The organism is Myroides odoratimimus, from assembly GCF_030326305.1.
GTDB lineage: Bacteria > Bacteroidota > Bacteroidia > Flavobacteriales > Flavobacteriaceae > Flavobacterium > Flavobacterium odoratimimum_A.
In genome coordinates this window covers 22660-35147 of sequence record NZ_JACAKB010000019.1, presented here as the reverse complement: position 1 = coordinate 35147, position 12488 = coordinate 22660, and the positions used below count along the sequence as shown (strand labels likewise).

The window sequence follows — 12488 nt, the reverse complement described above, 5'->3', positions numbered from 1 at the left end:
CAGTCAGAACCTCAATATAAGAGGGTAAACAAAAGGTTCTGTGGCCGAGAGGATAGGCATGACTACGCAATAGTCATTAGATTGGTTCGAATCCAGTCAGAACCTCAATATAAGAGGGTAAACAAAAGGTTCTGTGGCCGAGAGGATAGGCATGACTACGCAATAGTCATCAGATTGGTTCGAATCCAGTCAGAACCTCAACTCAGTAATAGAGCTTGTTTTGTCAATTAGTGAATTAGTTATGTTGTTACTAGTACAATACTAGTTCTCTAATTATTGAATTTTACTTGTGGAATGAAGATGTATTTACTTAAAAACAGTTTACTAGCATAATCAAAATGATTTTTTCTTTACAACTTTATTATTACTAATCGCAAGTGAAGTTATGTACTTGACTACACTGTTGGGTAGTCAAGTACTCTTTTTAGATAAATATGGTATAGTACTTTATCTATTAAAAACAATAATATCAATTTTAAAAATCAATATACTTATGAGAATACACAAAGAAGGAAAAGGATCTATCCTGATAGGAGTATGTACTTTTATCATGGTTAATATATTGTCTTATGAATTGATTAGTCCTCGTTTTTGGTTGTTACAATTAGCTGTTTTTATAGTCACATTGATTCTTATAGCATTGGTTATTTCTTTCTTTAGAATCCCGTCAAGAGTGTTGATACAAGATGACAACTTGGTCTTAGCTCCTTGTGATGGAAAAGTGGTTGTGATAGAAGAAGTAGAAGCAGATGAGTATTTTAGTGATAAGCGTATTCAGGTTTCTATTTTTATGAGTGTCTTGAATGTACATGTCAATAGAAATCCAATAGAAGGAGAGGTATTATATAGTATGTATCACAAGGGAAAACACCTAGTGGCTTGGCATCCCAAATCATCAACAGCTAATGAACGTCATACTGTGGTGTATAAGCATAAGAGTGGAAGAGAGGTCTTGGCTAAACAGATCGCAGGTGCCTTAGCTAACCGTATTGTCAATTATCTTACGATAGGTAAGATTGCTAAACAAAGTGAGGAAATGGGATTTATTAAGTTCGGCTCTAGAGTTGATCTACTATTGCCTTTAGATGCTAAGATTAAAGTAAAATTAGGGGATATCGCGCAGAGCGGTATTACAACTATAGCAGAGTGGGAGTCATGCTAGAAGTAGGGAGCAAGGAATAGGAGTAGCTTTCCTAGAATTAATCCTATGAGTAAAAGTATTCCAGTGTTTATCTTTTTGAAAAATAGACTGATAGATAATATAGTGAGAGCGATTATAAAGTCGTTTTTATCCCTAATACTCTCTGAAGCCAGACTAATACAGACAGAAGCAATAAGAGCAATAGAGGTTATGTTCACAGCTTTTAGTATTAGCTGAAAAAGATTAGATCTCTTTAGATAATGTACGATAGGAGTAATTAACAAAATCAAGAGGAATGAAGGGATAAATACTGCAATAGTAGAAAAAATAGCACCTGACCAACCTCCTATTTGATAACCAACGAAGGTTACTGAAGAAAAGACAGGGCCAGGTGTTATCTGACCTGCTGTAATAGCATCTATGAGTTGAGTTCTTGTCAATAAACCTTTATGAACTAGTTCTGTTTCAATAAACGAAAATAAGACGTAACCACTTCCGTATAATACACTACCTATCTTTAAAAAGATCCAAAAGAGTTTCATATTCACATCAGCGTGATATCCCGTGTAAGGGATTGCTAATAAGGGGATAAAAGAAGGAAGGTGGTTTCTACTTACTCGGTAGTATGTATAGTATAATAGAGATAAGGCTAAAGTAAGTAATAGTAAGGTCATTTCGCTATACCCAGCTAAAGAAAGTACAAACACTCCACAAGTGAGTATTATCGATTTGGGGTTAGTGATAAATTGAGTCGTTAATTTAAATACAAGTAGAAGGATGATAATAGTGATGGAGGGCTTTAATCCATATAAATAGGTTTCTACTTCAGGAAGTTGTCCATATTGTTTATAAAAATAGGCTAGTATGCAAGTCAGTACTACCGCAGGAAATATAAAGCATATACCAGCGATAAACAGTCCTTTCCAGCCTCTGGTGGTGTAACCAATATGGATGGCAAGCTCTGTACTATTAGGTCCAGGGATTAGATGAGTGATACTAATTAATTCTAGAAACTCTTGTAGATTTAGCCATTTTCTCTTTTCAACTATTTCTCGTTGCATCATTGCAATATGTGCAGCGGGTCCACCAAAGCCTAAACAACCCAGTTTAAAAAAGACCTTTGCCAATTCCTTTAATCCAATAGTATTGTTTTCCATAATGTACACGCTATAAGAGCAAAGGTGGATAATTTAATAGGAGTTTATCTGGTATATTTGAAAATAGAATGGTATGAGATTAAAGTTTCCTAAAGTTATTTGGTGTATAAGTAGTATGTTTTTTAAAATATTTAGTAAAGTGTGATGCATCTGTAAAATTGAGTTGTAAACTAATTTCATTGATAGAGAAATCTGTGTAGATCAATAGTCTCTTTGCTTCTGCAATGATGTGTTGTGCTAGTACTGCAGCAGCTGATAGTCCAATGTTTTTTTGGCAACAGGCATTTAGATTTTGAGGGGTGGTATGGAGGAGTTTAGCATAGTGATTTACTTTGTTGATTGGTGTGTGATCTATGTTTAATAAGTGTAGATAAGCACTGTATATACCTGATTTAAGAGGGAGTTGTTCTGTTATCGTAGAATTGCGTATTTTGATAAATAAAGCCTTGAGTAAAGCCTCTTGAGCAGTTTGATCATCTTCTGTAAGTAGTAACGCAAAGAGGAGATCAATGTTAGTATCTTCAGGTAAGTCTATTTGAGTCAGTTGGGTAATATCAAAAAAGAATTGTTTTAAAGTGCTGTCCATACACTGTAAAAAGAAGTCTCGTTTAATTAAAATTACATATCCAAAGGGCTCTGAAGTTATGTTCCAATAGTGAACTTGCTCCTTTTTTATGATAAATAGGTTGTGTGTACTAAGCCGGTATTGTTGTTCATCTATACAGTGGTATCCTGTTGTATTCTTTAGATATATGAGTTCAAAATAACCTTGGTGTTTGTGTGGTTTTGTCGTTCTGATTTCTTTTTTAAATATGGCTATTTTGATTAATTTTTGTTCTTCTATTTTATTGTTGATCGGAATACTCATTTTGTGTTTACTTAGATAATACAAGTATAATGAAAAAACCTCCTTCTATTGGTTAGAAAGAGGCGTGTATAGTGAATTACTTTTATTTTACAAACTTATAGTAGCGTGCTCCTATTAGATGAGGTATTGACGACTCGATATAGTCTATTACAAATTCATTATTAGCAGGCTGTATTGGTGTTTTTTGCTCTTTCTTATGAAGAGCGATATAAGTGTTGAAGTCTATCGCTGTTGACTGTTTTAAAGTTTCGAAGATAGATACTTTAGGCATACCTTCTTGCCATGTACTCTGTACTTCGGCTTCGAATACTTTAGATTTAGATCCTGAACCATAAGCAATAAACCCTAGTGTAGTATCTACTAAATTTTCTTTTGTATCGTTAAAATGAGATAGAGTAGATAGCAAGCCTAAGAATATAGATCCTGTATAGATATTACCTACTTCTCCAGAAGCTATTTCTGATGGAGCGATCTTAGTATTAACCAATTCCATATACGCTTTTGACTTAGCAAATGCTTTGATTTGGTCTTTTGCATCAGCAGCTGTTCTATCTACTAGTTCAGGGTTCTCTTGTAATACTATTTCATGAAAAGTTCTACGTCCTTGGAAGCAATAAGGTAAATGCATTAGGACAGCCTTCCAATCTTGGTATACTTTCAGGTCTTTTTTATTGTTTAACTCTTTGAAGTGAGTGTACGCTTCTGTGATTCTATTGATATAGCATTCGTTAGAGTATTGTCCTTCGAATACAGGTTGATCTTTGTGTATAGATATTTCTGCTTCTTCTATACCATGCCATGCCTCATTAGTAGAGTTTCCAGTGATGCTTTGTTTCTCTATTGAACGATGAGGTTTAAAGAAGTCAAATACACTTTCTGTAGCTACTCCAGTCTGTCCTGTGAAAACTAACATACGAGGATTAGCACTAATTAATAAAGCAATAGCACCTGCACCTTGAGTGTATTCTCCTGTAGAAGCTAAGTCATACTTAGCGTAGTCTGTTGCGATAACAATAGCTTTCTTGGTAGGGTTAGCTTTTATGAAGTCAATAGCATTCTGCATAGCATCTACTGCACCTATACAAGCGAAAGTATGATCTACAGCATCACAATTCCTAAAAGTACCTTGTCCATAGATTTGCTCTAATAATCCTAAGGTATAAGAAGCAATAGGTTTAGAGTTGTCTAATCCGCTCTCTGTACCTACGTATATTTTAGCAATGTCTTGAGGAGCGATAGCAGTATTGTCTTGTAGTAAGCTATACGCAGCATTAGCAGCCATTGTGATTACATCTTGGTAAGTATCTAATAAGGCCATCTTTTGTAATCCAAGCCCCTTAGTTAATTTTAGAGGTTCGATATTTCGCTCGATAGCTAATGTTTCTATAGGTAAGTGAATTTTAGGGATAAAGTATGCAATACTATCTATTCCGACTTTCATAATCTTTACTAATTTAAATGAAGGGTAAAATTAAAGTCATTTGTTAGAAATAACTAACTAAATTGAATAAAATTTATGTAATAATGCTATGTTATTGGTTTAATGTTATTAATACATAGTTTTTCTGTTTATAAAAGATTATAGTATTTTTACAATATAGTTAATTTAAAAAGATGAACAATTTATTCAATTTTGAAACAAATGTCAGCAATATTATCTTGAAGCGCGGATTTGAGTATTATGAGCAAGGGATGGTGAAGGATATTACTAAACTAGGTGATTATATCTACGAGGGTGAAGTAGAGGGGAATGATGATTATACTGTTGTTATAGAATTAGATAAATCACAGAATATCAAAGATTATAATTGTGACTGTCCTTATGATGGAGCTGTCTGTAAACATGTTGTTGCTGTATTGTATCAATTGAGAGATGATATGACAATAGAGGTTGTACCAAAGAAAACAAAGAAGGTAAAAAGGATGAGTTTTAAAGACTTAGTTGAACAATTAAGCATAGAAGATTTAAGAGAGTTTATTTTTATAAGTGCAAAAAAAGACGCAAGACTAAAAGTGTCTTTAGAAGCTTATTTTGTAGATAGGGATGATACAGTCGATATAAAAGAGAAGTATAAAGAGGTTTTTAGAAAAATAATTAAACAGCATACTTCACGAGGTTTTGTCAGTTATACAGAAACAAAAAAATTAAGTAAAGAATTAGAAATATACTTAGGTAGAGTAAATGAACTTATAGCTGAAAGAAATTATAGAGATGCGTGTAGTATAATACAAGTATTTATAGAAGAAGCTATTGATGTGATTACCTTTTCTGATGATAGTAATGGATATTTTAGTGATTTAATCTTTAAAGCTATTGAAATATTGGATAGTATCATAGAAGCAGATATAACTATTGAGTTTAAAGAGTCTTTAATTTCATTCTTTGAAGAGGAATTAGCAAAAGAGGTTTATTTTGATTACGGAGATTTTGGTTATGAGTTATTAGGTTCTTTCGAATTATTGTGTTTGAAGATATTTAAGGAAGAATTTTACCTCACATTTTTAGATAAAAAGATAAAAGAAAGTAATTCTGAGGAATATAGAATAAGACATTTTACTAACGTTAGATTATCCTTTTTAGGAAAAATAGGAAGAGAAGAACAGTTGAATCAAGAGATGTTGGATAATATATCTATTCCAGAAGTTAGAAGAAACTTAGTTCAACGAGAGATGATGCATGGAGAGTATGAGAAAGCAAAAATATTACTTATTGAAGGAATAAAAATAGCAGAAGAATTAAAACATCGCGGAACTGTTAACCAATGGGAACTTATCTTATTAGAGATTGCAGAATTAGAAAAAGATGTTGAACGTATGCGTTATTTCTACAATAAACAAGTCTTTTTTGGTTGGCAAATCAATAAATCCTATTATAGTAAGTTAAAAGCAACATTTACAAAAGAAGAATGGACAGTAATTATCGAAGAAAAAATAGACAGTTTAATCAGTGAAGCTAAGAGTAAAGTGAAACAACACAGTATGTTTAATAGTAATCCATATGATGGTTTAGTTAATTCAGTAGGTGTTCTATATTCTTTAGAGGGGTATGTAGATAGGTTATTTGACTTGTTAAAAAAAGTAAGTAGATTAGATTTAGTATTACCTTATCTAAAATACATTAAAAAAGAGTATACTGTTGATGAAATATTTGATGTTTTAAGACCTCTCATTGTTTTAGAAGCAGATAGAGCTAATAATCGTTCAGATTATAAGAATATTGGTAATCTATTAATTTCTCTTAAAAAAGAGTTTCCGCAAGCTGTAGGAATTATTGATTCTATAGTAGATGAGATGAAGAAGAAGTATCCTAAGAGACCTGCTATGCTAGATGAGTTTAATAAAGTTTAGAGTATCGAGATTTTATGTAGTAGAACCCACTTAAATACCCTAATTTTGCATGAAATATCAAGATAATGAAAGAAGCAAAGAAAACGCAGAAGAAACTACACCCACGTAATAAACATCAGGATTTATATGACTTTGATAAGTTAAAACAAGCGGTGCCTGAGTTGGCAACTTTTATTATCAAGAACCCGTCAGGGGTAGATACAATTGACTTTGCAAAACCTGAAGCAGTGGTTTTATTGAATAAAGCCATACTGATGAAGGACTATAAGATGACGTATTGGGAAATGCCTAAGACAAATCTATGTCCACCTATCCCTGGGAGAGCTGATTATATCCACTATATAGCAGATCTACTAGCTGAAGGGAACAATGGAAAAGTACCTACAGGAAAGGGAGTAAAGATATTAGATCTTGGAATAGGAGCTAATGTGATATATCCTATTATAGGGGTAGCTGAGTATGGATGGGAATTTGTGGGGTCTGAAGTAGATGTAGTGTCTGTGAAGACGGCTAGCCATATCGTAGAGAATAATCCTCATCTAAAGAGTCATATCAGTATACGTCAGCAACCTACTAAGCGAAATATATTAAAGAATATAATAGGAGAGAAAGAGTATTTCGATGTAGTGATTTGTAATCCTCCTTTCTTTAAGTCAAGAGCTGAGGTGTTGGCAAAGACAACACAGAAGTTGAAAAACTTAGGTAAAGAAGTGGTGGGTAAACCTGTACAGAATTTCAGTGGACAGAACAATGAATTGTGGTGTGATGGTGGGGAGCTTGCTTTTATTACTAATTACATTTATGAGAGTAAACACTTTAAAAGACAGGCAGTATGGTTCACTACTTTAGTGTCTAATAAAGACAATCTTAAACCTCTACAGTCATTATTAAAACGAAGTGAAACTAAAGAGGTTCGTATTATAAATATGGAACAAGGGAATAAAATAAGCCGCATTTTAGCGTGGAGATATTAACAACAAAGGATGCTGTATAAGCATCCTTTGTTATTTTATTTACTCATTATCATTTCTCTTACTTCCATCAAGGCAAAACCAAGTAAGTTCAATCCATTCCATTTGACAGGAATATTTATTTTTTCATTATCTGCTGCTAATCCTACTCCCCATATCGTATCTACTGGACTAGCTTCTACTAGTACTCTTTTTTTAGTATTGATTAGAAAGGTTTGAAGTTCTTTGTTTTGAGTAAACTTATGATAGTTACCTTCTACCACGATACGATAACGATTAGTTACCCAAATATCTTCTCGAAAACCTCGTACTTCTCTTCCTAATGCTTTCATCTCCATAGGGCTTTTGGCATTCATAATGCGCTTATAGATTTCGTGATCATTGAACAATAATGCTTTTTGTGCCATCATCCAATGCTCTGTAGAAGCATAAGACTCTCCATTGACCTCAAATCGACTAGGCCACCATTGGCTAAAACATGCTGCTGTTACCTCTCCACTTTTGCTTTTCTGATGTCCCCAAAAGAAGATGTACTTTGATTTCTTTCCACTTTGGTACTCTTTTATATGTTTCTCTAGGCTATACTGTTGTTCAAACTCCATTGTTATTCTGAATTATGCTGTGCAAAAATAAAGAATCCTATTCTTTATTAAATTGTTTATTTTAGCCGAAACCCAATCAACTAATTATTAAAAAATGAAATTAAAGAAAGTAGTACAGTATTTTGCGATATGTACTTTATTGATGAGCTTTTTAGTAGCTTGTAGTAGTGATGATAATTCGTCTATTACAAGAGAAAATAAGCGTGTAAAAGTAGAATCTTATACCATGATGAAACCCATAGAGCCTTTTAAAGGACAAGATGTGGAGCATTTAATATTATATACAATGTCTGGTGAGATTTTAGATTATACACCGTCTATAGAAGGATTTAACTACGAAGAAGGTTATATGTATGTATTAGATATTACAAGAACTCACAATAAAGAGTTAATGGATAGTAATTTTGAATATGTGTTAGTCAAATTAATTTCTAAAGAGAAAAAAGAATAAATAAGTGTATATAGATATACTAATAAGGATGCCGCAGAGCATCCTTTTTTTTTGTTCAGTTAACTTTTTTGTTAGGAGTCCTCTTTTTGTTGTTTTAAAAGTTAAATTTACTTCAACTTTTATAGATTGTTTTTATGCGATTTTCTATGATGAACATTCGCTTGTTTATACTATTGATAGCCCTTATTATTGGGGCTACTTGGGCTAAAAATAAGAAGCCCTCTTCTAAAACTCCTGAACCAGTCGAGACTGTTCGCACTGTTGTCGTAGTGATGGAGAAGACTCTACAGTTCCACCAAAGTATGTGAAGGAACAACCAGAGAAAAAGAATTAAAAGTAAATGATAGATAAGAGCACTGAGATAATTATTTCGGTGCTTTTGTTTTTTATAAGTGTGTTTAGAGGGGATTAGATAGTGTTTTGTATATTCGTTAGATAAAGTATAAGCAACTATGGAAGATATGAAAGTAGCAATAATAGGAGCAGGTATAGCAGGATTGACTATGGCAATAGCTTTTAAAAAGGCTAATATTCCCTTTGTTATCTACGAGTCTACAGAGAGAATTAAGCCTGTAGGAGCGGGTATCGCTATCGCTAATAATGCCATGCAGGTTTATAGACACTTAGGCGTGTCTGATCAATTAACTCAGAAAGGTACGCGTATTTCTAAAGTGAGATTAACTGATATGAATTTGAATATATTGACACAATCAGATTTGATTGCTTTTGAACAAAAATATCAGTTGGTTAATATTGCAATACATAGAAGCGATTTGCACCATGTTTTGTTAGAAGAGGTGGGAATGGAGCATATCGTACTAAATAAGCGCTTAGAAGATATTAGTTTGGATACAGAAGGACTTTATACACTTCGGTTTACAGATGGAAGTAAAGCAACTCATGAATATGTAGTAGGTGCTGATGGTATTCGCTCTCAAGTAAGACAGAATATATTTGGTGATTATCCTTTGAGAGATGCTAAACAGGTATGTTGGCGCGGTGTATTAGATATTGATTTATCTACGGATTACGACCATATTGCATTAGAAGGATGGGGAAGGGGAGAACGCTTTGGCTTTGTCAAACTAGAAGGAAAGCAGGTGTATTGGTATTTTCTAGTCAATGAGGATAAGTATCTTAAAAATCAAGACCTTTCTGTTCTTATTAAAGATTGTAGTCCGTTAGTTAAGGATATGATTATGCAGACTGCTGAAGATGATATCTTTTTAAATAAGATATATGATTTACCTCTTATCCAGGAGTGGTCTAAGGATAAAGTGTGTATAATAGGAGATGCTGCACATGCTACTACACCGAACCTTGGACAAGGTGCTTGTCAAGCCATAGAGGATGTATATATTATCAGCAAACTATTAGAGAAGTATTCTTTAGTTGATGCTTTTCATAAATTTACTTCTATTCGCCGTGAGAAAGTATCTCAGATTGTTCGTGATAGTTGGCGCATGGGACAAGTATCTCAGTTTAGTAATCCATTAATCACTTCTGTTCGAAATATGATTTTTCGATTTGCTCCTTCTTTCTTAAAAGATAAACAGATCAGCATGATGTTTGAATTACAAAAGGTATAAAAGCGTTATAGGATATATAACGCTTTTATTTTTTTTTACCCTTCTAAATATCTTAAATTAGTTGATTTGCAATGGGTTGTGTGGGTTGTGTGATGTGGATGTGGTGTATTCACCCGAGCAAGTGCATGTTTCATAATATAATGTAAGGAAGTAAGTTTACTTTAAATAATAAAGAGATGAGCAAACAAGAAATTATGTACTCTCATGTAGAGGATATAATGGGGGGTAGTACATTAGCATGTTCTAGTGATGATAATAGTTCAACACCAGATTATAAGACAAGTATTCAAGGTACTTGGAAAGATTCTAAAACTATTTTTTTAGATAAGGATAAGAAAGTAATCGGTGAGGAACTAGCTTCTGATAATAATGGATGTGGTATTGATGAGAGAGAGTTTAAAGGAGATGTAGCTAATTTTAAATATTATTATAAAAAGATAGTTGGTAACACTAGTGAATGTGTCACAGATGAATTTACTGATAAATTTGAAATAAAAGGTAATAAAATTAGCTTTATTGACGAAGAAGGAGAAATCGAAGAATACGAAATCACAGAATTGAATAAAAGTAAATTAGTTATTTTAGACCTTGAAGAAGTTACAGAGTCAGAAGTTGAAGGATATCCGAAAGGAACAGTTTATATAAAGTTGGAACTTGTAAGAAAGTAATCGATATCATATAAATATTGTAAAAGCTATTTAGTTTTTAACTAAATAGCTTTTTTTGTTTACACTTATACTATTCAAGTTGAATATGCTGTGTTAAATAAATCTTAGACTTTTTTTGGCATCTTTCTTAATTTGATTTTTTTTACTTTAATAATAAAGTATATATGTTGATTAAAATGTTTTTTATTCTTTGTTTTTTGTATTTAAATTAAAATCTCAATGGTATTTGTTGTTTGTTTTTTAAAAATAATTATAAAAATTAAGTTATTGAAATGTTTTGTAATTTTGCAAAAAAATAGTTAAAAAGAAAAAATACTACTGTGAAATTAAAGTTAATACTTAGAGGTGCTGTTGTTTTGATGGCATCCATGTTGTTATGCGGTTGTTATAACGAACAGACAGAACAAGTGCAAGCTAGTTTTGAATATGAGTATGTAAAATCCAATCAAACAATTCCAGTGCTTCTGAAGTTTATTAATAAATCAACAGGAGGAGATAGTTATAAATGGGAGTTTGAAGGGGGCAATCCTCAAGAATCTACAGAGAAAACTCCTGGGCAGATATCTTATGTAAAGCATGGAAAGTATACTATAAAACTTACAGTCACAAATGTTGATGGAGAGGTTAATACTACAAGTCAGGTCATAGAGATATTAGATGCTATAAAAGGTGATTTTGATTATACCATCAAGGGGAGTCATTATCCACCTATAAGTATGACTATAGTAAATGATGTGAAAGGAGATGGACTAACTTACTTATGGAAGTTAGAAGGATCTCAACTTAAAGAATTTACAGAGAAAACACCTCCTGAATTAACATATAATACTTCAGGTAAATACGATATAGTACTATTTGTTAGCAATGGTCAAGATACTATTAAAAAGGTTAAAACTTTAGAAGTCCTACCTGATATTAATGTAGACTTTAGTTGGCAGGTGGCCCATAGTGATTATGATTATCAAGTACCAGTAAAGGTCTTATTTCAAAATAATACTAGTTCAGCAGATAATTATAGTTGGAAGTTTAGTGGAAGTGACATTAAAACTAGTATAAGTAAATCACCTGAGATTATTTTTAATAAAGTCGGTAAGCATTCAATCGAACTTACAGCTAGTAATGATAAGAAAAGCAAAACACTTGTTAAGACAATTGATATTTATGAAGATACAAACTTGTATGTTTTAAATAATATTAAACTAGGTAATGTATTTAGTCATAATACAAGTGAAATATCAGCTTTGTATTCTACAATAACAAGAAAGAACTATTATACTAGTGAAGTAGATGCTCTAGTTGCTAATAATATTGAGATTGTTTTTGCAGGAATGACAAGTGACCTTTCAATGAGTAAGTTTATTAGCCCATCAGAAATTAAGACTAGTGGTTTGTTACCTTTTAGTGGAGGACAAAAGGTTAAGGTAATTAACTCCCAAGAGCTTTGTAATTGTGGAGTGAATTTTACTATAGCTAATTTTGAGTCTATGAAAACAGATAAGCCTCTTCAAAGGGTATCTATTGTAGAAACTTCAGGTGGTAAGCAATTCTTTAATAATAAACAAAAGCGAGTAGTACTATTTGAGACAGCAGATGGTCGTAAAGGAGCTATTTATGTAAAAGAGTTTGTAAGAATTAATGCACAGCAATCTTATATTTTGTGCGATATAAAAGTTCAAAAAACAAGGAGATAAAT

The 12488-nt window shown here is 32.5% G+C and carries 12 protein-coding genes and 1 tRNA gene; 9 read left to right on the top strand and 4 right to left on the bottom strand.

Translation table 11 applies throughout. The features are described 5' to 3' along the window. Positions 1 to 34 precede the first annotated feature (34 nt). Positions 35 to 105, top strand: a tRNA-Cys gene (locus HX049_RS13005). Between the two features lie 388 nt (positions 106 to 493). After that, positions 494 to 1162 (top strand): phosphatidylserine decarboxylase family protein, encoded by a 669-nt coding sequence (locus HX049_RS13000; protein ID WP_006260905.1) that lies wholly within the window; start codon positions 494 to 496, stop codon positions 1160 to 1162. Here HX049_RS13000 and chrA read toward each other — a convergent pair. The 3 genes from chrA to HX049_RS12985 form a co-directional block, all read right to left on the bottom strand. After that, the gene (gene chrA, locus HX049_RS12995) at positions 1159 to 2298 is read right to left on the bottom strand and encodes a chromate efflux transporter (protein ID WP_006260906.1); all 1140 of its coding nucleotides are present in this window, start codon (positions 2296 to 2298) and stop codon (positions 1159 to 1161) included. The two genes, HX049_RS13000 and chrA, sit on opposite strands and share 4 nt — an antisense overlap. 79 nt (positions 2299 to 2377) lie before the next feature. After that, the gene (locus HX049_RS12990) at positions 2378 to 3166 is read right to left on the bottom strand and encodes an AraC family transcriptional regulator (protein ID WP_286416358.1); all 789 of its coding nucleotides are present in this window, start codon (positions 3164 to 3166) and stop codon (positions 2378 to 2380) included. Positions 3167 to 3248: 82 nt separating this feature from the next. Then, positions 3249 to 4607: a hydroxymethylglutaryl-CoA synthase family protein gene (locus HX049_RS12985; RefSeq protein WP_006260908.1), complete on the bottom strand. Its 1359-nt coding sequence runs from the start codon at positions 4605 to 4607 to the stop codon at positions 3249 to 3251. A gap of 173 nt (positions 4608 to 4780) precedes the next feature. Here HX049_RS12985 and HX049_RS12980 point away from each other — a divergent pair, with 173 nt between their 5' ends. Both HX049_RS12980 and rlmF read left to right on the top strand, forming a co-directional pair. Then, the gene (locus HX049_RS12980) at positions 4781 to 6514 is read left to right on the top strand and encodes an SWIM zinc finger family protein (protein ID WP_286416356.1); all 1734 of its coding nucleotides are present in this window, start codon (positions 4781 to 4783) and stop codon (positions 6512 to 6514) included. A gap of 65 nt (positions 6515 to 6579) precedes the next feature. Beyond that, on the top strand, positions 6580 to 7488 hold the full coding sequence (gene rlmF, locus HX049_RS12975; protein ID WP_006260910.1) for a 23S rRNA (adenine(1618)-N(6))-methyltransferase RlmF: 909 nt from the start codon (positions 6580 to 6582) through the stop codon (positions 7486 to 7488). Positions 7489 to 7523: 35 nt separating this feature from the next. Here rlmF and HX049_RS12970 read toward each other — a convergent pair whose 3' ends face one another. Further along, positions 7524 to 8087 carry an NADAR family protein gene (locus HX049_RS12970; protein WP_286416354.1) on the bottom strand — a complete coding sequence of 188 codons (564 nt, stop codon included), beginning with the start codon at positions 8085 to 8087 and terminating at the stop codon, positions 7524 to 7526. Between the two features lie 94 nt (positions 8088 to 8181). On the opposite strand from HX049_RS12970, the gene HX049_RS12965 reads away from it, so the two are divergent. From HX049_RS12965 to HX049_RS12945, 5 genes are all read left to right on the top strand, one after another. After that, entirely contained in the window at positions 8182 to 8538 is a 357-nt protein-coding gene (locus HX049_RS12965) for a DUF4377 domain-containing protein (protein ID WP_006260915.1), read from the top strand. Between the two features lie 146 nt (positions 8539 to 8684). Then, the gene (locus tag HX049_RS12960; RefSeq protein WP_196219270.1) at positions 8685 to 8846 is read left to right on the top strand and encodes a hypothetical protein; all 162 of its coding nucleotides are present in this window, start codon (positions 8685 to 8687) and stop codon (positions 8844 to 8846) included. Positions 8847 to 8990: 144 nt separating this feature from the next. Beyond that, positions 8991 to 10127: an FAD-dependent monooxygenase gene (locus HX049_RS12955; RefSeq protein ID WP_286416353.1), complete on the top strand. Its 1137-nt coding sequence runs from the start codon at positions 8991 to 8993 to the stop codon at positions 10125 to 10127. Between the two features lie 176 nt (positions 10128 to 10303). Then, positions 10304 to 10795 (top strand): lipocalin family protein, encoded by a 492-nt coding sequence (locus tag HX049_RS12950; RefSeq protein ID WP_286416352.1) that lies wholly within the window; start codon positions 10304 to 10306, stop codon positions 10793 to 10795. Positions 10796 to 11115: 320 nt separating this feature from the next. Next, positions 11116 to 12486 (top strand): PKD domain-containing protein, encoded by a 1371-nt coding sequence (locus HX049_RS12945; protein WP_286416350.1) that lies wholly within the window; start codon positions 11116 to 11118, stop codon positions 12484 to 12486. Positions 12487 to 12488: the final 2 nt, after the last annotated feature.